Origin of the sequence: Bacillus sp. NP247, from assembly GCF_018966865.1 — a bacterium.
Lineage (GTDB): Bacteria > Bacillota > Bacilli > Bacillales > Bacillaceae_G > Bacillus_A.
This window is the reverse complement of sequence record NZ_CP076653.1, coordinates 4,125,429-4,145,017: the sequence shown is the minus strand read 5'-3', so window position 1 is coordinate 4,145,017 and position 19,589 is coordinate 4,125,429. Positions and strand designations below refer to the sequence as shown.

Below are 19,589 nucleotides of genomic sequence, written 5' to 3'. Positions count from 1 at the left end.
TGTTTATTATGTAAAAAACCCTTCTTTGTGCAAGAAGGGATTTGCATTCCAGAATATTTCTCAACGTATCAAAACACCTCACATTATACCACACGTTACTAATGTTTCACAATAATATATACATTATCTTGTAAGCGATGTGCAATGCCATCTAAAATAGCCTCTAAATTATTTGCAACAAATTCCATTTCCTCTGTCGACTCGCAAATAAATAAAGGGGCACCACCTGCAAATTTCTCTGGCGTTGTTGTAATGACTGCGAGAATAACACTTTCTAACATCATCTCTTATCTCCCCTTCCTTTCGGAGCTTCTGATGACATATGAACAGCACTCTCTAATGTTGGTACATTTCCGATTACCCCTATCGCTTTTTCTGCATCTTGATCTTGCGGCAGAACAAAAATCCCCACTCTCCCATCCTCTAAATCACGCTTCGCTAACGGTACAAGTGCCGGCGTTCCAGAATCTCTATATATTCCTAAAGCAACCGAAACATCATGTAAAATAGCTTGCCGTTGTCCTAAGTTTGAGATTGTAACCATCGCATCTATCGATTTCGGTTTTAAAATAAATCCCATTCCATATTTCATAATTTCTTCTTGCCTTGCTGGCAATCCAATATTCATAATGTAAATATTATCAATATAAAGTCCCGCTCCTTCAAAACGAAGTGGAACGTGCTCTATTTCTACAAGGTCATGAAGTCTTTTACCTGACATTAATTTCTTCGCAATGAAAAAACTTACTATACCAGTAATTACCCCGGCAATCCACGAATGGAATCCTATATACGCAAACGTTGTTACAAACGACGTTAACATCGCCAAATAGTTGCGACTTTCAAATACTAATGCAATTCCTTCAATGTATGTATTGCCACGTGGTACGAGCTCGTATCCATCTAATTGTTGAAGCGTATTTCTTTCCATATTGCGCACATCACGAAATTGCGTCGCTGCTAACGTAAGAAATGTAATTGCAGAGAAATCTTTTTTCAAAACAGACGGAATCGCAATTGCTCCTAAGGCAGCCGCAATTAATCCCATCGCGATATGAATAATTTTCCCGTGGAGCCTCGTCGGATATTGCCTCGTATCGGTACGAAGCATTAACAACCTAGTTATTGTACCTGCAATTACGCCACATAAAATAGCTGGTGTATATTCAGTCATGTATTACCCTCGCCTTTCTTTTACGTGTTTTCCTCTTAAATTGTTCCATATATACTGATGCTTTTGTAATCCAAAGTAACATCGCCATAAATAAAGTGGAAACAGCAGCAACATCAAAAAAAGCTAAACTGCCATATTCATAAGGAAAATGTAATTTACGAAAAATAAGCGTCACCAACAATTCCCCTTGTAACATCCCTATATATAAGGCGCATAATCGTAATATGCGATCCTCATGCAATAAAACCGATGCATACACAAGTGCACCACTTAACAGCAACAACCTATCAACCACAATCCAAATTGGATCATATACTTCTAACAAATGAAAGCTTGTATATAACATTGCAATAATAAGTGCCGAAAGTAAGGTATATAATTTTTTCCAAATAGAATATAATGTGATGCCTACAAAAGAAATAATACAAAGCAAAAGGGCATTTACCGATATCGTGAAAAAAGCAATCGTCACATTTAACGGAGAACAAATAATAAAAATTAATATACAAGCACTTATCTTCCAACGAATAGATTCCTTTTTCATAAAAAAGGTCGCGACAATCCACCCTATCCAAGCAACAAAATAAAAAGTACTCCCATCCATCATTTCACCTCCTATGTTTTCCATTATGGGAACTTTTTATGAAAGTTAATCCCCCTTTTCTTTGTGCATAGTTTTTCTCATAACAGCAAAACTTTTAATAAGGAGGTGTAACTCACAATGGGTAAAGATCGCCAAGAACGAAAACTAAGAGAATCACGCCGCGTTGAATCTGATCGCGACCGATCACTTCAATATCCCGGTGCAACAAGTCTTGATACACCGGAGCAAGCTCGAAAACAGAATCAGCACTAAAAATACAAAAAGACGGTTTCAGTATTGTATGAAACCGTCTTTTTACATAATTATTTTAATAAATTCTATTCATAATATAATTCTTTTGTTTTCGCATTATAAACTCGATTACTTGACGTGGCATCAATCGTAACTATACCTGTTGGTTTTTTAGAATATGTAACAACATAATACGTATGAAGAGAAGAATCTTTACTCTTCACTTCTACACGTACATAATCCGTCTCCTATCTCATTTAACTTTCGCTCAACCTCTTTTTTCACACCTACAATATCTTCTTTTTCTTCTTTAATTTCCCTACTCACAATGGTATTTCCTTGATCAAAAAGTAATACTACTTCACCATTACTTAAACTCACTTTATTTGGTATATTGAAATAATAAACTAGATACGAATCTTCCGATGGATTTTTGTCTTCTTCTAATTCCCTTGGCAAAATTAATGCTTCTATTCCACTTCCTGCATTCACCATTGGATTCCTATACAATTTATTCCCGACTGTGATTGTAATATTTGCCGTTTTAATTGTTGATTGTACTGTTGTTGAACTAGAACCTCCCTCTCTTACATTTGAAGTTAATGAAATTCCAACCTTTTTATTATATCCAGAAACTGCTGTATCTTCTCTTATATTTCGTGCATAGATATTAACATCTTCACTATTATATGTAATGCGTCCTATTGTATTTTTACTATTTGAAGATACAATATCTCCTTTTTTATTAACATCCTCATCCCTTAAATTATCGTAAATTTTTTCTTTTTTTTGACTCTTAAATAGCAATCTCTTATTTTGTTTTATCGCTAACCAGCTATATTGAAAAGTTTGCACACGTTCTGCTTTTCCATTCGTATAATTCGTTTTATACGTCATTGAATACGTTAATTTATACTGTGTATCGTCGACCTCCTCAATATCATCTACCTTAATCTCCAATGCTACCGATTTAAAATCCTTTCTCTCGTTACACAATTTTATATAAGCGATTCCATCTTTATATGTTTCATCTCGATCTGCATCTACAAAATATCCTTTTAATTCTTCAGCAACACTTTCCTTTTCATTTGCACCACTCTCAATAAGACCAGCATATGCGATTAAATCTTTCTTTACCTCGTTATCAGAAATGGAGATATTTTCATTTTTTTGCTTGAAATCTCTTTTTACATCGACTGTAACTCGCTTATCAGAATAACTGTTATAGTACAAATTGCCACCCACGCTCGTTGTTCCGACAGTAATGACACTTATAATAGAGAGGAATACTTTCTTACTTTTGCCATGTTTCTCTCCACAAACATGGCAAAAGTAAGAACCCTCCAATAATCCAGCAGCACATTTTTTACATTTCTTCATTTTTATAACCCCTTTTTCAATTGTAGCTTTTCTGCATAATATTTATATATGCTTTTATCATAATATAAATTCTCTCTTTTTCCATTTATGGAATTATATATAACGTAAACTTCTCGCCCTCCCTCTTCATTTTACGAAAATAAAACGTAAAAAAATCAACCGGACGGTTGATTTTTTATCGCCTACTATAATGTGCAGTGTCAATCCCTCGCTGTGCTAACCAATGGTACGTTTCACCCTTTACTACAAGAGGTACAGATTGTAACTCTTCTATCGTCTTCACGCCAAGAGCTGTCATAATAAATTTTAAATCTGTATGTAAAAGGTCAATTTCATCCACTAACTTCTCAACACCATCTTGCATTAAGATACGTAAAAAGTATCCAGCAAACGCAGTTGTATTCGCCCCTAATGCGATTGCCTTCGCCACGTCAAGTGCTGTTTGTATACCCCCAGATGCAATAAAAGAGAGGTTATTATGTGTAGAGGTTGCTTCAATAATCGAGGTAGCTGTTTGTATGCCCCAGTTATTAAAATAAGAAAGCATTCGCTGTCTTCTTTCATTTTCAACAGCAGCAAAATTCGTACCACCTTGTCCGCCAATATCAATTGCTGTTATACCTATACTTGCTAACTGTTGCACTGTTTCCTTACTCATCCCAAAACCTACTTCTTTAACAATTACAGGAACTTTGCAATTCAGAACAATCTTTTCAATCCGCCGGAGTACCCCAGTGAAATCACGGTCCCCTTCTGGCATTGTTAATTCTTGAATGACATTTAGATGAATTTGCAGTGCATTCGCTTCAATCATATCAACAGCTCGCTCTGCCTGCTCGACAGTAGCCTCACTCCCCAAATTAGCAAAGAAAATACCATTTTGGTTTACCTTTCTGACGATCTTATAAGAAGCCGCCTCGCTTTCATTTTTTAAAGCTGCCATTTGCGACCCTACAGCCATAGCAAGGTTATGATGTTTCGCTGCATATGCTAATTGCTCATTAATATGTAATGTTTGCTCTCCTCCACCACCAGTCATCGCATTGATAAAAATCGGCGAACTTAGTGAAAGTTCGCCGATTTTTGTTTCACATGTTACAGTATCATAACTTGAATTTGGCAAGCTTTGATGCACAAAATCAATATCATGAAAGCCATGTGTACGAGACTGACCAGTAGAAAGAGCATATTCAATATGATCTAATTTACGTTTTGCCCTTACCACTTGTACCCCTCTTTATTTCTTTAATTTTTTCAGTTGTTCACCAATAATATCACTTAACTGGAAAGTAGCAGAATCAGCATTTGGCTCATATTGGCTATAATCTTCTGTTACATTATTTTCTTCAAGCGTTTCTTTTATGCTTAAAGAAATACGTTTTTCTGCTACATGGACTTCAAGTACTTTCACTTTTACTTCTTGTCCCATTTCCAATACTTCATTTGGATTTTTCACGTGACGATTTGCAATTTGAGATACATGCACAAGCCCTTCAACACCAGGTAAAACTTCAACAAATGCACCGAATGTAACAAGGCGTTTTACTACTCCCTCACGAATATCTCCAGCCTTTATTTCGCCAGCAACATTTTCCCAAGGTCCCGGCTGAGCTGCTTTAATTGATAAAGAAATACGTTGCGTATCAGCATCAACAGATAACACTTTTACCTTTACCTTTTGACCTTGCTCTAATACCTCAGAAGGCTGCTCTACACGTTCGTGTGAAATTTGTGAAATGTGAACTAAACCGTCCACACCACCAACGTTAACGAAAGCACCAAAATCTGTTAATCGTTGTACTGTTCCTTCAACAATATCCCCTTCTTTTAACGAAGAGATTGCTTCTTTTTTCTTAGAATCTAGTTCTAGTTCTACTACCGCTTTATGTGAAAGAATAACACGATTTTTTTCACGGTCTAATTCAACAATTTTCACCGCTAATGTTTTTCCTTTATAGTCAGCAAAGTCTTCTACATAATGTACCTCTACAAGTGAAGCTGGGATAAAACCACGAACACCAAGGTCCACAACTAACCCACCATTCACGATATCTTTTACAGTAACATCAAATACATGACCAGAATTAAATTTTTCTTGTAATTCTACCCACGCTTTTTCTGCGTCAACAGCTCTCTTAGATAAAACAAGATCATCATCTTCTAATTTAATAATTTTCAATTCAAGTGTTTGATCTAATTCTACAACATCGCTTGCTTTTTCAATATGAACGTTAGCTAATTCACTAATCGGAATTACGCCATCTGTTTTGTATCCAACATTTACAAGCACTTGTTTCTCTTCAACTTTCGTTACAGAACCTGTAACAACGTCACCAACTTGTAATTCTTTTGAATTCATAACTTCTTCATTCATTTTCTCTACCATGGAAATACCTCCCTACAGAATTGACAAAGCATTTTTATGTATATACGAAATGAAAACAAATGTTTTCATTTGCATGTTTAAGAATTTATCATCACATATTCTGTTTCAATACAGTTCACAAGAAACTATATTAAATCTATATAAATAGTATACAGCAAAATCATCTTGAAGAAAGTATGATTTGAAATATAATAGCGAATATATTCTGACAGTTTTTTTCCTCTGTAACTAACTTCTTACAAATTAGCCCATTTGTCAAGAAAAGAGACCTATAATTCACTTATCCTTTACATTTCAAAAAAAAAAATAAAGAAAGAGGATAGTCCTCTTTCTTTATTTCGCAAATACTCCTGAAACAATACCCATAATTTTTTGAACAACTTCTTCAATTGATAAAGAAGTTGTATCTAATTCCAATGCATCATCAGCTTTTTTCAAAGGAGAAACTTCGCGTTCTGAATCTAATTTATCACGCCTAGCAATTTCTTCTTTTAACTGCTCTAAATTAGAATCGAAGCCTTTATTCATATTTTCTAAATGTCTTCTTTCCGCTCTTTCTTCTACAGAAGCAAGCATAAAGATCTTCACTTCAGCATCTGGTAGTACATGTGTACCAATATCACGGCCATCCATTACTACGCCGCCTTTTTTAGCTAATCCTTGTTGACGACGTACCATTTCTTCACGAACAAGACGATGCTTTGCTACAATAGATACGCGATTCGTCACGTCTGGCGTACGAATCACTTCAGAAACATCTTGTCCATTTAAAAATACAAGTTGTGTATTTTCCCCTTGCTGAAATTCAATATTTACATTTTTTACAACTTCCATTAACTTTTCTTCATTTTCAATATCCACTTTTTGTTCAAGGGCTGCATATGTAATAGTACGGTACATTGCGCCTGTATCAATGTAAACATATGAAAGTTTTTTTGCAACAACTTTTGCAACTGTACTTTTCCCAGCAGCCGCTGGACCATCTATAGCAATCGAAATTCGTTTATCCATTGTAACACCTCATTTTTCACTTATAAAACAAAACGAAAAGCAGGTATTCTCCCCCTGCTTCTTCTCATTTGCCTCACGTCATTAAATCCTCAATAATTGTAGCATAATCCATCATAGAAGAAAATGAAAACTACTTATTCACCTGTAAGATTTCCGCCTTATTTTTCGTGACGACACCTTCGTAATAAACAATTTTCGATAAATATTTCACTGAAGATTTATGTATAAAAAGCAGTTGGACGACAGAAAGACAAATAAATTGAATCAGTAATATACGAATTATAATTTTCTCCACTTTTTTCAAAAAAACTCACTCCCTCTCTACACTTACATGTCTACTCTCATAAATCCCCATAAATAAAACCTAACCTAATAACCACTTACCGGAGCACACTTAAAGTAATTTATTTTATTGTCATTTTCTAAGCATACTTTTATACATTTTCATTGTCGAATTTACTCAAAACATGTTATGTTCTAAATGTATTTTTTAACTTGAAAGGGGTATAAGCATTGAAAAGAATCCTAGTTTTACACACAGGTGGAACAATTGCAATGGAGGAAGATAAAGAAACTGGGGTCGTACAACCAGGTGAAAAGAATCCTCTTTTAAAATTTATTCCTGATTTAGAAGGCGATGTTGATTTAATTGTCGAAGATGTGTTCCATCTTCCATCTCCTCACATGACTCCTAGCGAAATGCTACAATTACAAGTCATCATTGACGAAAGAGTAAAACAAGACGATATTCATGGCGTAGTCATTACGCATGGTACCGATACATTAGAAGAGACAGCTTATTTTCTTGATTTAACAGTTCAAGCAACTATCCCAATCGTTGTGACAGGGGCAATGCGTTCTAGTAATGAATTAGGTGCCGATGGTCTATATAATTTCTTATCAGCTGTAAAAGTTGCTAGTAGTAATGAAGCTGCTGAAAAAGGCGTTCTAGTCGTATTAAACGATGAAATACATTGTGCTACAAATGTAACAAAAACGCACACAAGTAATGTCGCGACATTCCAAAGTCCACAGTACGGACCAATTGGCATGGTAACAAAACGTGGTGTTGTTTTCCATCATGCTTTAGTGCATCACGAAACATGCACAGTACGACAGATTTCTAAAAACGTTGTCGTTCTAAAAGCATACGCAGGTATGGATGATACATTATTATCAGCAATCGAAACACTACCAGTAGACGGAATTGTTATTGAAGCACTTGGACAAGGTAATTTACCTCCAAGAACACTTCCTAGTCTAGGGCGATTAATAGAAAAAGGAATTCCAATTGTATTAGTTTCACGCTGCTTTAACGGTATCGTTCAAGACGTATACTCTTATGAAGGTGGCGGAAAACAATTAAAAGATATGGGCATTGTTTTCACCTACGGTTTAAACGCTCAAAAGGCGCGAATTAAATTACTAGTCGCACTAGAAAACACAAACTCTCACGAAACAATCCAACATATGTTTATGCACAATTAAAAAAGAAGCTGTCGAAGATTTCGACAGCTTCTTTTTATTCTTCTCTTGATGCAATGGTGTACGCAATCGCATCTCCATGGAATCTACCGTTCTCGATAAATATTTCATTTGCGTTATTCCCCGCAGCAATTACACCTGCAATAAAAATATTTTCAGTGTTTGTTTCCATACTACCCTCTGTATAAATCGGGCGCCCTGTTGCTTCATCAATCAGAACTCCCATTTTTGTTAAGAGGCTGTGGTCTGGATGGTAACCCGTCATAGCAAATACAAAATCGTTTTGAATTGTATTTGCCTCACCATCTACTGTATACGTCAACGTATGCTCAGTAATTTCTTTTACATGCGCATGGAAATGCATTTGAATTGTCCCATTTCGTACTAACGCCTCAAATTCAGGCAAAATCCACGGCTTAATACTTGGCGAGTATTCCCCACCACGGTATAGAACTGTTACACGTGCACCCGATTTAACAAGCTCTAACGCTGCATCTACACTTGAATTTTTACCACCTATTACAACGACATCTCGATCAAAATAAGGGTGTCCTTCTTTGAAATAATGAGCTACTTTCTCAAGTTTCTCACCAGGTACATTCATATAATTCGGATTATCATAATATCCAGTTGCGACAACAATGTATTTCGCAACATATATTTCTTTGTTTCCGTCACGCTTCGTCGTTTCAACTTTAAAAACATCACCATCTTTTTGAACTTGTTCCACTCGTTCAAATGCATTTACACGTATAGATTTACGCTTTACTACTTCACGATAATACGCAAGCGCCTGATTACGAAATGGCTTACGATTTTCTGTAATAAAAGCAACTTCACCAATTTCTAATTTTTCACTAGAGGAGAAAAATGTTTGATGAGTTGGATAATTATAAATTGCATTTACAATGTTTCCTTTTTCGATTACTAACGGATTTAACCCCACTTTTTGCAACGAAATCGCCGCTGCTAATCCGCATGGACCGCCTCCGATAATAATAACTGTTTCTTTTTGCATACTTAGTTCACTCCTAGTCTTCTACCTCTGCTCTATTTATATAAACAAGAAAAAACCTACTTACAGCAGTAGGCATCTATCTTTATTGTATTCATTTTTCATATATTTGTCATCTAAACGAAACATACATCCGATAGACATCTGCTAAAAACTGCTGAAATTTAATTCCTTGTTGCCCTAATACATTTTCAGGATCGATTTTCCGAGTAGGATCCAACGTTTTGTGTGACACAATAGCCTTTTTAGGATTTAAACCGAAATTTTGACATAAATAAGCGTGATACCACGTAAAACGAGTATACGCCTCCCAAAAGTTTACGTCGCCACCATAGCAAAGTTCAACCCCAATTGCAGCCTTATTCGCATCATAACCGAATAACTCATTATCCGTTGGCACATTGTATCGAACATGGTACGCAACTTCATTTATAGGGACAATTTCTAATATTGTTTTATCATCAATAAATGTATGCGCTGAAGCTTTCGGTTGTATTTCATTAAAGTAATCCCGATTTCCTATCGCATTGCTACCAGGGTTCCCCGTGTCATGACTTACAATAAATCTTACTTTTGAAAGAGGAATTCCTGGTCGTGAATTTCCATACCCAATATAGTTACGCTCTATAGGGAACATCGCCATTACTACCAACTCCCGCTCTAAAAAATCACCTTACTTCCTTATATATGTATTCGGTGGCAATGTCCTTATGGCATATTTCTTATGCGAAGAGAAAATCAAAAATATTTGATGTGAATACCATAAATAATACAATACTTACAGCCACTCCGTAAAAACCGTAAAACCAAACACAATCTTCTTTCGTATCTAAACCGAAAAACTTATTTACTGATTGTAATAATGATCCACGCTTACTATGATTATTTCGTAAAACTTCCACTCGTTCCACAACATCTGCTGGCATCATAAATCTTTGGTCTACTGTCATTTTCATCATTTATCTCTCCTTAAAATCATTTCCGTTTTGCTTATCTAAGGAAAGTATAGCACGTTTGTTCGTGCAGAACAAGTGTTCTTTTTTATTTTTTATTCTATTTTTCACCAAACCAAGTAATAATTGTGAATATAAACGCGATAATTGGTCCAACTACAACTGCACCAAATATTAAAAACAATAATCCTTCGCCGAGCACCCGAACGACACTTGTTTTTCGGGCTCTCTTAGCTCTTGCAAGTTCACCCTCTAACACCTTAACCTTTTCTTCTAATTGGTCTACTCGTTCCATTATTTCATTCCCCATATACAACACCTCATTTAATACTTCAACAAAAAAACGCGATTCCCTCGAAAGGAAATCACGTTTTCTCAAAACATTATATATTATACCCAACCTCTGAAGCGACTAGCCTCAGCCATTTTACGAACACCAATCATGTATGCAGCTAAGCGCATGTTCACTTTACGAACTTGTGATGTTTCATAAATTGAATCGAATGATTTTACCATTACTTTTTCTAAACGTTGTTCTACTTCTTCCTCAGTCCAGTAGTAACCTTGGTTATTTTGTACCCACTCAAAGTAAGATACCGTAACGCCACCAGCACTTGCTAATACGTCTGGAACAAGTAAGATACCACGATCTGTTAAGATTTTTGTTGCTTCTAATGTAGTTGGACCATTTGCAGCTTCAACCACAATTTTCGCTTTAATCTTATCAGCATTTTCTTCTGTAATTTGGTTCTCAATTGCAGCAGGAACTAAAATGTCGCAATCAAGTTCTAACAGTTCTGTATTTGAAATTGTATTATTAAATAGTTTTGTTACAGTACCGAAGCTATCGCGACGATCTAGTAAGTAGTCAATATCTAATCCATTCGGATCATGTAGTGCACCGTAAGCATCTGAAATTGCAATTACTTTCGCGCCTGCATCATGCATAAATTTAGCTAAGAAGCTACCCGCATTACCAAATCCTTGAACAACAACGCGTGCACCTTTAATATCAATGTCACGTTTTTTCGCAGCTTCACGAATACAAATTGTTACACCTTTTGCAGTCGCTGTTTCACGTCCGTGTGATCCACCTAATACAAGTGGTTTACCTGTAATAAATCCTGGTGAATTAAATTCATCAATACGGCTATACTCATCCATCATCCATGCCATAATTTGTGAGTTTGTAAATACATCTGGAGCTGGAATATCTTTTGTCGGACCAACAATTTGGCTAATTGCTCGTACATAACCGCGGCTTAATCTTTCTAATTCACGGAAAGACATCTCACGTGGGTCACAAATGATTCCACCTTTACCTCCACCATATGGTAAATCAACAATACCACATTTTAAACTCATCCAAATAGAAAGTGCTTTCACTTCATTTTCTGTTACGTTTGGATGGAAGCGAATTCCACCTTTCGTTGGACCAACAGCATCATTATGTTGTGCACGATATCCTGTAAATATTTTAACAGTCCCGTCATCCATACGAACTGGAATTTTCACTGTCATCATACGAATTGGTTCTTTCAATAATTCATATACTTCGTTTGGATAACCCAATTTTTCTAATGCTTCATTAATTACAATTTGTGTTGAATTTAACAATTCAAAATGTTGTTCCCCTTGTTGTTGTGTTTTCATTTGAGTTCCCTTTTCGGCTACCATAGTAAGTAAACCCCCTGTAATTTCACTTGTTTAGTAAACCTTCATTGCCTAGTATACACCGTTAAATTTGGAATGCAATAGAAAACGCTAACAAATATATACAAACTATTTTGCATTGCAAGCGTTTTCACTATTATTATAGTCCTTTTATTGCTTTTAGAAAAGTAAAATACTTAAATATTTAAATATTTTTTATTTTCATCAAAATACATTTGATAAAACAATTATTTCATCAAGAACTACTGATTTAATTTTTAAATATAGGTCGGCTAGTCTTGTTACCTACACTTCGTTTTGTAGATTTTAGATTTTCCAATCTTCAGCTGAATAAAAATAAAACCTCAAGCTACGTTACATTAGCTGAGGTTTTGTTTTTTCACAAAGTAATTGTATATTTGTTCAATTGCTTGAGAATCCATTAATTCTTTACCATATTCCATTATGCGGTAAATTGTTGCTGTTGACGGATTACCGTACTCCGCTAAAATAGCTATAAAATCCGCCTTCAATAATTGAAATTGCTCTTCTTCTTCTATCCAAAGATAAAAACGATCATCCCACGTATACAGCTTCCCATCAGTTACACCAAGGCTATATAAGCGATTTGACAAATTGATTACATCATCTAATGTAGCAAACTCGTAAAGTATATGTTCACTTTCATCAAGAGTCACTTGCATTTCAATAAACTCGTCACGGAACTCATCTTCTGTATCTACTTCGTGATTTTCTTTTGTTACAATTACAACCATACCTTGAGCCTGTAGAGAAAATACTTCAACAGCAATCGGTCCATCCGCTTCAAACCCTAATTCTTTATTCGCTTCTTGCATCATATCACGGAATAGTTGCTGTACTTTCGGTGCATTTCTCCACAAATCTTCTTTCGTTAATCCTCGTTCAGATAAATCATCAAATGTTAGGAAAATTTTGATCTTATTATAATTTAAACGTTCCAGTCTCATCTCATACCCTCCCTACGTAACCATTGCATCTAATTTTTATTATATGAAATAGAAAATAGATGGTTCTTTTCGAACGACTATTCTGATATTTTTAACCATCCATCCCATTCTTCTTTCGTGTTACCAATTAGGATATTTTGAAGATTTAATTGATCTCCAATACCTTTTCTTCCTATAAAACCACCAGAGAGGTTTTCATTTTTTTCTTGCAACAAGTCAATAAATTTTACTGCCTCTTCAAGTTCTCGTTCATCATCAAAAGATATAAACAAATATTTAGGTTGTAATTGTTCAATAGCTAGTAAAATACCTTCTTCATCTAAACTTGTCCCCATATACATTGCTTGATATCCTTTTAGTCGTAAATACGTCGCGAAAATAAATCCTTTTAGTATATTATTTTCTAAAACGAAAACTTTGTTAACGGAAGAATACACTGACGCATTATGATAGATCATTCCTAGACGTGTTTGTAAGAATGATACAACATATTTGAATTGTGACATTGTAATCTCATTATTATTTTTTAAAGTTAACAACTTGTTTGCCACTTGAAGAATGATGCTTGTAACAACCTTTTCCGTTGAATATATACTAAAAACCTCGTTTAATAATGCAGAAGTTGTAATTTCATCAAATTTTAACAAAGCTTGTAGTATATCGTCCACTAAAACAACTTCTATATCTGTAATTCTTTCTTTTTGAACATTTTTCTGCAACCGATTCCCTTCCAATAACTGAACTGCTTGTCCAATCATCATCCCCTCAGAAACTTTATTCATTAACCATTTCAAAATATGAATATGCTCTTCGGTATATAAACGATGCCCCGCACGATTTCTCTTTGGGGCAATAATATGATAGCGTCTTTCCCATGCGCGAAGTGTACTCGGTTGAATTCCGAGTATATTCGAAACAGCTTTTATATTATATTTCCCATTTAAAGTCGGCATTATTTCCCTCCGCATAACGTAATGATATGTGTTTGGGAAGGTGCCCGAAAACGAAGAGGGAATAATGTTGTTCCATACCCATTACTAACAAAGAGAGTCGTATTAGAATACTTATATACGCCACCCTTTAAATACTTTTCAGATGGAAACAACCGAATCTGACCTCCATGTGTATGTCCACTTAATACGAGCGAAATTTGTTCGTTACCAGACATTTTCTTTATTATATCTGGGTTGTGACTAATTAAAATGCGAAAACCTTCTTCTTTACAATCAGACAATGCTAAATCTAAACGATCTCGTTCTAATCCAACATCATCGATACCGAGTAAGCAAATTTTCTCTCCTAATTCAGACTCAAATACAAATCTTGTATTATCTAATACCTTCACATTATTTTCTATTAATAAAGCATCTAATTCGTGATATTCAATTTCATAATCATTATTTCCCCATACAAAATATACAGGGGCTATTTCTCTTAATTTTTGAATATTTAAAGAGATTTGTGATAAAGGTACTCCTTTTTCAGCTAAATCGCCGCCAATAATTACGATATCTGCTTTTCCTTTTACTCGTTCAATTAGCGCGCTAGAAATGACCCTTCTATGAATATCCGAAATAAAAAAAACATTAACTTTTTGAAAACTTTCCGGAAATTCTTCGAATACTAAAGTATGTTCCAACACTGTATTACGCATCGCTTCTTTATACATTCCAAGAAGACATACAAAACCAATGCATATGAGAGTACATAATAATATAATCCATGACATATATTTTTTACTCTCCCTCCTCGTAAAGTATAGTCCTTAATTTTATGTGCAGCTATATCACTCATTTAGCTAGCTCTCATACTTCGTGGACTTATCTTCTATAGGAATTTTCAATTCTTGTCCTACTTTCACTTCGTCTTCTTGTAAATCATTATACTTTTTTATTATTTCTATCCCATTTTCATCCGAGAAATATTGCTTCGCTATACTTTCTAAAGTTTCTCCATCTTTCACAACATGAGTTGCTACTTTCTCAGACTGCTTCTTTGATTCAGTCTTAGCTGAATCAAAAAAAATCACTTCAAACGCACTTTTCTCAGCATTATTACTATCACTTTTTACCTGTATATACTTATCCGTATACCATAGGATACTAATAGGTAACAATATGAATAAAAATGTTAACACTCGGACGAAAATGTGATTCATTTTAAACTTTGGTTTTTTCTCTTTATTTCTATGAATTTCACTACGCGGCGGTAAACCTTCATCTTCTTCCACTCGCTCAACTTCTAACTCCTCTTCAAAATCAGGAATTCGTTTTCTCACGTTGTTCACCACCACCTTCCATTTATTTTCTTAATTGGAGCCCCATTATAAAATCAACAAGAAAGTGTGCAAAGATTGTTATAAATAAATTTCCGGTCCACTCGAATACATAGCCAAAAACAAAACTAATAAAGCAGACGAAACAAAACAAAAAAGGCTTCGTTATATATCGAATATGTAACACAGCAAAAATTAAACTCGCTATTACAATTCCGAAATGAGTCTGCACTACACCTCTAAATAAAAACTCTTCCGCAAACCCAATAATAAACGTGATAACGAGTAAATGCATAACAGAAATCCCTTGAAACATTCTATCGTTAATGCCACCATCATCAAACCAAGATTCTGGAAACACTCGCATTGCAACATAATCTAATAACACAATACAAATCGCCAACAAGCCACCTATTACAAGTATAGAAACCGGTTCCCATTTCCATAAACTATAAACTTCTCTTTTATCTTGAAATAATATATATGCTAGTAAACAACCGATACCAATAATGATTAGTTGTGTTATGTAGAGATTCAGTCTTATTTCTCTCGGACTCATATCTTCAACATTATGCCTTTGAATGTTCATCATTCCTCCATCTTCCCTAGGCCGAAAAGCTTTTGTAACTCCGTTTCCCAATTATAGTCGAAAACTGACTGTTGCGCTCGTCTTTTTTTATAATCCGTTTTTGTAATACCACAGTAATCACAACAGTTTTCTATCTCTTTTTCCTTTCTATAACCGAATTGTTGTAATAAATATTCACGTCTACATCCTTGAACTTGTATCCATGACTTCATATTTTCTAGCTCACTATATTTATTACGCAGTCTCACTTCCACTTCCGCTATTAATCTGTGCATTATTTCATCTGACAAGCTCTCTAGCATAAGATTTCGCTGTTGTATGATTCCAAGATGTTCGAGATGATAACGGATAAAACGCCAATATTGTTCATTAAATCTTGCTGCATTATAACAAATTCCTTCTACATCTTCTAATGGTAATACTTTCGTTTGAAACATTCTTTCTTGTAGTAACGAAAATAAAAATTGTATTTGCGATTTACTTGGTAATTCATCTTCAATAATTGAAAGTGGCAAATCGTGATCCAATGGACTACATAATAAAACGGCTATACTCAATTCTCCATCTCTGCCCGCTCTTCCAATTTCTTGTAAATAGGAAGCTACATTTGTCGGATATTGAAAATGAATAATATATCTTGTATTCGCCTTATTTACCCCCATCCCAAAAGCACTTGTACATATTACAATTTGCAACTGGTCATTCATAAACTGTTGTTGAATTAACATACGCTCTTCATGTTCCATACCACCATGATAAAAAGCTACACCTGTAATTCCTTTTCCTCTTAAATACTCGGTTAAACGCTCTGTCCAGGCCCTACTTGAACAATAAACAATACCAGGCCCTTGCAAATACATTACATGCTCAAAAAGCGCCTCTTTTTTTTCTTCTATTGTTTCCACAAATTGCACTTCCATCGCAATATTTGGACGATCAATTGAGTACACATGCTCAGCGATATTTTTTAGCTTTAAACTTTCCGCTATATCTCGCAGTACATCCTTTGTCGCAGTTGCTGTTAATGCTAGTACTGTCGGAGATCCGATACTCTCAATTACTTTATCCAATTTTTTGTAGTCTGGTCGGAAATCATATCCCCATTGTGAAATACAATGCGCTTCATCTACTACAAATAATGAAATATGAATTTTTTTCAATTCTCTTATTAGAAGTTCCGACTGCAACATCTCTGGTGATACAAAAACAAATTTATAAAAAGATAGCTTTTTCATTGCTTCTCTTTTTTCAATTAACGTCCGAAAACTATTCAATGCAATAACTCGATTTTTCACGACATACTTCAATTGCGTAACTTGGTCTTCCATTAAAGATAATAATGGTGATACAACAAGCACCGTCCCCTCTTGCAGAAGCCCTGGAAGTTGATAACAAATTGACTTTCCCCTTCCAGTCGGAAGCATTGCTACAACATCTTTTCCTTCCAATAAGTCCGTAATAACTCCTTTTTGCCCCGGACGAAATTCAGAATATCCAAACCACTTATATAAATATTCCTCAAGCTTCATTTATACCCTCCATCCGCGCCAATACAAGACGAACTTCAAAATAAGAGATTTCCTCTCCAACCGCTTGCTTCAACACACGCAATTTACGTGTTTGTAATGCTTCAATTACTTTTGTTACTGTTTCTATTTTTTCTTTTTCCATAAACATCTCAATAGAAAATTCTTTTTCTCGTAAAGCAATTTCTACAAAATGGTCTTCTATCGTGGCAACCTTCAAGTTCCGAATTGTTGCTATTTCTTCTAAAGAGCGTCCTTGTCTCCAAAGATTATATGTTTTTTTCGTTGATAGGCTAAATAAATCAGCTTTCTCATTTGGATAAGATATAATTTCAGCTAATAATGGAAACTCATTTTCTTTATTGCGAACTTCTTGAATAATGGAATGAATTGTACCCCAAAATAAAAAATAAACTCGAAATATATCTTGTCTCGTAATTTCCGCTAATTGTTGTAAAGTACACCCAATACGTCCATACCCAGTTAACCGATATGTTACGATTGTCGCCTCTACTGGATTATTTTTTTGTAAAAGAGTATGCATTTCCTTCCATAATCTTTTAGCCAATTCACTTCTCATATATGGTATTCCAGTGAGAAAACGTTTCACCCACATCATTATTTCTGTATCCTGTTGAATTGGAATAAATTTCGTATTCGCCTGTTGTAAATTCGAAATGGTTTGAACGATCAATGATAATCTCTTCCAAAACATTTCACCTATTTCACCATAGTGTAAACCATTTAAATACGTCGGAAAGGCAAAGTCACCTTCCCATTTGTTTAATTGCATGTTACCAGCAGTCGTTAACACATATGTATTATCATGTATACCTTGAACTAAATCCGTTTGTAACAACTTTGCAACTTCTTTATCATAATCAGCTCTATTTAATGATTTATAAATCCCTAACAAAAAAGAAATTTGAAACATATTCCCATCTTGTAATGTTTGCGACGATCTCTTTCCTTTTAATAAATAATAAATCGAAGAAACGGTTCTTTCACCATTCAATTGTTTTAAACAATATAATAAAGTATATTGTAGCTGCATTACCGCTTCCACCTCTCCGTCTAGCTTCATTCCTTTTTCAATACGATTGCACATTAACTGCTATCCATTTAATTTAACTTATCATATTCACACTACATGCTTGTATATATTCTATTGTATCAAACGAAATAACATTTAAGTATTTTGAAAATCTTATGAAATAATTCAAAAATAAGTTGACACTCTAATTGATAAGCATTATCATTATAATTTTATGTTGAAAAGTTTTAAAAACCGTTTTACAATAAGATTATAATTTTTTGGCGAACTTTTCACATACATATTATCAGGAGGGAAAAAATATGGCAAAATATACAATCGTTGACAAAGATACTTGTATCGCATGCGGTGCTTGTGGTGCTGCTGCACCAGACATTTATGACTATGATGATGAAGGCATTGCATTTGTAACATTAGACGATAACCAAGGGATCGTTGAAATTCCAGATGTATTAATTGAAGATATGATGGATGCATTCGAAGGTTGTCCAACTGACTCAATTAAAGTTGCTGACGAATCATTTGATGGCGACTCTTTAAAATTCGAATAGTCTTTTATTAACTTCAAAAAATCCCCCTCATAAGTATGAGGGGGATTTTTTGCTCTCTTTTTCATTCTCACTGACAAAAAAACCATTAGCAGTTACACTGCCAATGGTTTAATATTTTTAAGCATTTTTCATTTTTGCAAATACCCATACTTTCAAGCGTGAAAATAATGCTACAAATACAATTGTTACAACGATTCCTTTAATTACATTAAACGGTAATATCGCCGTTACAATAGTTTGTCGCATAATATCACTAGACATAGCTGGTGAATTTAAAAACCAAGTGTACGCTGGTAAAATAATAAAGTAGTTTAACACACTCATAATAACTGTCATAGTAATTGTGCCTAGCATTAATCCTGTCGTTAAACTTTTTACTGTGCGATACTTTCGGAATAAGAATGCTGCTGGACCAATAAATAAACATCCGGCTATAAAGTTTGCTACTTCTCCTACCGGTACTCCCGTTAAACTTCCTTGAATTCCGTAATGCAAAATATTTTTTATCGCTTCTACAATTACACCTGCAATTGGACTAAAAATTATCGCTGCAATTAAAGCTGGCACATCACTAAAATCAATTTTTAAAAATGGCGGAAGCCCTGGGAATGGAAAATCCAACATCATTAGTAAATACGCAATACTACTTAGCATCGCTACACTCACCATCTGCACTACACTGTTTTTTTGTTTCATCTTTCTCTCCTTTTCCA

Annotated in this window: 24 protein-coding genes; 3 read left to right on the top strand and 21 right to left on the bottom strand. The window is 34.7% G+C overall.

Features of this window, described 5'->3' with window-relative positions:
• Positions 1-98: 98 nt before the first annotated feature.
• From KPL75_RS21645 to KPL75_RS21635, 3 genes are read right to left on the bottom strand one after another with little or no spacing between them, the layout of a single operon-like run.
• A complete protein-coding gene (locus KPL75_RS21645; protein WP_002149362.1) occupies positions 99-284 on the bottom strand; it encodes a capping complex subunit for YIEGIA in 186 nt (61 codons plus the stop codon).
• Positions 281-1,174, bottom strand: a complete 894-nt coding sequence (locus KPL75_RS21640) for a YIEGIA family protein (RefSeq protein ID WP_219917739.1) — start codon at positions 1,172-1,174, stop codon at positions 281-283. The genes KPL75_RS21645 and KPL75_RS21640 overlap by 4 nt, the downstream gene beginning before the upstream one ends.
• Positions 1,167-1,778, bottom strand: a complete 612-nt coding sequence (locus KPL75_RS21635; protein ID WP_219917738.1) for a YphA family membrane protein — start codon at positions 1,776-1,778, stop codon at positions 1,167-1,169. Before KPL75_RS21635 ends, KPL75_RS21640 begins: the two co-directional genes overlap by 8 nt.
• Positions 1,779-1,895: 117 nt before the next feature.
• Here KPL75_RS21635 and KPL75_RS21630 point away from each other — a divergent pair, with 117 nt between their 5' ends.
• Entirely contained in the window at positions 1,896-2,030 is a 135-nt protein-coding gene (locus KPL75_RS21630) for a YpzI family protein (RefSeq protein ID WP_113937048.1), read from the top strand.
• 192 nt (positions 2,031-2,222) lie between these two features.
• Here the strand turns inward: KPL75_RS21630 and KPL75_RS27865 are convergent, their stop codons facing one another.
• The 5 genes from KPL75_RS27865 to KPL75_RS21600 all read right to left on the bottom strand — a co-directional run bounded on the left by KPL75_RS27865 (position 2,223) and on the right by KPL75_RS21600 (position 7,090).
• Positions 2,223-3,389, bottom strand: a complete 1,167-nt coding sequence (locus KPL75_RS27865; RefSeq protein WP_375141010.1) for a hypothetical protein — start codon at positions 3,387-3,389, stop codon at positions 2,223-2,225.
• Positions 3,390-3,564: 175 nt separating this feature from the next.
• Positions 3,565-4,614 (bottom strand): type 2 isopentenyl-diphosphate Delta-isomerase, encoded by a 1,050-nt coding sequence (gene fni, locus KPL75_RS21615; RefSeq protein ID WP_219917737.1) that lies wholly within the window; start codon positions 4,612-4,614, stop codon positions 3,565-3,567.
• Positions 4,615-4,626: 12 nt separating this feature from the next.
• A complete protein-coding gene (rpsA, locus tag KPL75_RS21610) occupies positions 4,627-5,775 on the bottom strand; it encodes a 30S ribosomal protein S1 (RefSeq protein ID WP_219917736.1) in 1,149 nt (382 codons plus the stop codon).
• A gap of 333 nt (positions 5,776-6,108) precedes the next feature.
• On the bottom strand, positions 6,109-6,786 hold the full coding sequence (gene cmk / locus KPL75_RS21605) for a (d)CMP kinase (RefSeq protein WP_002086629.1): 678 nt from the start codon (positions 6,784-6,786) through the stop codon (positions 6,109-6,111).
• A 130-nt stretch (positions 6,787-6,916) separates the two neighbouring features.
• Complete coding sequence (locus KPL75_RS21600; RefSeq protein WP_193655177.1) at positions 6,917-7,090, bottom strand: DUF5359 family protein; 174 nt, start codon at positions 7,088-7,090, stop codon at positions 6,917-6,919.
• A gap of 209 nt (positions 7,091-7,299) precedes the next feature.
• Between KPL75_RS21600 and ansA the strand changes: the two genes are divergently transcribed.
• Positions 7,300-8,274 carry an asparaginase gene (gene ansA / locus KPL75_RS21595; RefSeq protein WP_219917735.1) on the top strand — a complete coding sequence of 325 codons (975 nt, stop codon included), beginning with the start codon at positions 7,300-7,302 and terminating at the stop codon, positions 8,272-8,274.
• A 34-nt stretch (positions 8,275-8,308) separates the two neighbouring features.
• On the opposite strand, the gene KPL75_RS21590 is transcribed toward ansA, so the two are convergent.
• From KPL75_RS21590 to KPL75_RS21535, 12 genes are all read right to left on the bottom strand, one after another.
• Positions 8,309-9,289 (bottom strand): YpdA family putative bacillithiol disulfide reductase, encoded by a 981-nt coding sequence (locus KPL75_RS21590; protein ID WP_219917734.1) that lies wholly within the window; start codon positions 9,287-9,289, stop codon positions 8,309-8,311.
• Positions 9,290-9,398: 109 nt separating this feature from the next.
• Positions 9,399-9,929 carry a peptidoglycan recognition protein family protein gene (locus KPL75_RS21585; RefSeq protein ID WP_002011791.1) on the bottom strand — a complete coding sequence of 177 codons (531 nt, stop codon included), beginning with the start codon at positions 9,927-9,929 and terminating at the stop codon, positions 9,399-9,401.
• Positions 9,930-10,008: 79 nt separating this feature from the next.
• Positions 10,009-10,245 carry a DUF3961 domain-containing protein gene (locus KPL75_RS21580; RefSeq protein WP_002149379.1) on the bottom strand — a complete coding sequence of 79 codons (237 nt, stop codon included), beginning with the start codon at positions 10,243-10,245 and terminating at the stop codon, positions 10,009-10,011.
• A gap of 94 nt (positions 10,246-10,339) precedes the next feature.
• A complete protein-coding gene (locus KPL75_RS21575) occupies positions 10,340-10,549 on the bottom strand; it encodes a hypothetical protein (protein ID WP_219917733.1) in 210 nt (69 codons plus the stop codon).
• A gap of 80 nt (positions 10,550-10,629) precedes the next feature.
• Positions 10,630-11,892 carry an NAD-specific glutamate dehydrogenase gene (gene gudB / locus KPL75_RS21570; protein WP_219921144.1) on the bottom strand — a complete coding sequence of 421 codons (1,263 nt, stop codon included), beginning with the start codon at positions 11,890-11,892 and terminating at the stop codon, positions 10,630-10,632.
• Positions 11,893-12,272: 380 nt separating this feature from the next.
• Positions 12,273-12,881 carry a genetic competence negative regulator gene (locus KPL75_RS21565; RefSeq protein ID WP_219917731.1) on the bottom strand — a complete coding sequence of 203 codons (609 nt, stop codon included), beginning with the start codon at positions 12,879-12,881 and terminating at the stop codon, positions 12,273-12,275.
• A gap of 77 nt (positions 12,882-12,958) precedes the next feature.
• Entirely contained in the window at positions 12,959-13,834 is an 876-nt protein-coding gene (locus KPL75_RS21560; protein WP_219917730.1) for a MerR family transcriptional regulator, read from the bottom strand.
• Positions 13,834-14,610, bottom strand: a complete 777-nt coding sequence (locus tag KPL75_RS21555; protein ID WP_219917729.1) for a metallophosphoesterase — start codon at positions 14,608-14,610, stop codon at positions 13,834-13,836. Before KPL75_RS21555 ends, KPL75_RS21560 begins: the two co-directional genes overlap by 1 nt.
• A 69-nt stretch (positions 14,611-14,679) precedes the next feature.
• The gene (locus KPL75_RS21550; protein ID WP_219917727.1) at positions 14,680-15,159 is read right to left on the bottom strand and encodes a LysM peptidoglycan-binding domain-containing protein; all 480 of its coding nucleotides are present in this window, start codon (positions 15,157-15,159) and stop codon (positions 14,680-14,682) included.
• Positions 15,160-15,181: 22 nt separating this feature from the next.
• Positions 15,182-15,745 (bottom strand): CPBP family intramembrane glutamic endopeptidase, encoded by a 564-nt coding sequence (locus tag KPL75_RS21545; protein WP_002117615.1) that lies wholly within the window; start codon positions 15,743-15,745, stop codon positions 15,182-15,184.
• Positions 15,745-17,274 (bottom strand): RecQ family ATP-dependent DNA helicase, encoded by a 1,530-nt coding sequence (locus KPL75_RS21540; RefSeq protein ID WP_219917726.1) that lies wholly within the window; start codon positions 17,272-17,274, stop codon positions 15,745-15,747. Before KPL75_RS21540 ends, KPL75_RS21545 begins: the two co-directional genes overlap by 1 nt.
• Positions 17,264-18,325 (bottom strand): YpbB family protein, encoded by a 1,062-nt coding sequence (locus KPL75_RS21535; protein ID WP_219921143.1) that lies wholly within the window; start codon positions 18,323-18,325, stop codon positions 17,264-17,266. The genes KPL75_RS21540 and KPL75_RS21535 overlap by 11 nt, the downstream gene beginning before the upstream one ends.
• 302 nt (positions 18,326-18,627) lie before the next feature.
• Here KPL75_RS21535 and KPL75_RS21530 point away from each other — a divergent pair, with 302 nt between their 5' ends.
• The gene (locus tag KPL75_RS21530; RefSeq protein ID WP_001151994.1) at positions 18,628-18,876 is read left to right on the top strand and encodes a ferredoxin; all 249 of its coding nucleotides are present in this window, start codon (positions 18,628-18,630) and stop codon (positions 18,874-18,876) included.
• 117 nt (positions 18,877-18,993) lie between these two features.
• Here the strand turns inward: KPL75_RS21530 and KPL75_RS21525 are convergent, their stop codons facing one another.
• Positions 18,994-19,572, bottom strand: a complete 579-nt coding sequence (locus KPL75_RS21525; protein ID WP_002011769.1) for an ECF transporter S component — start codon at positions 19,570-19,572, stop codon at positions 18,994-18,996.
• Positions 19,573-19,589: the final 17 nt, after the last annotated feature.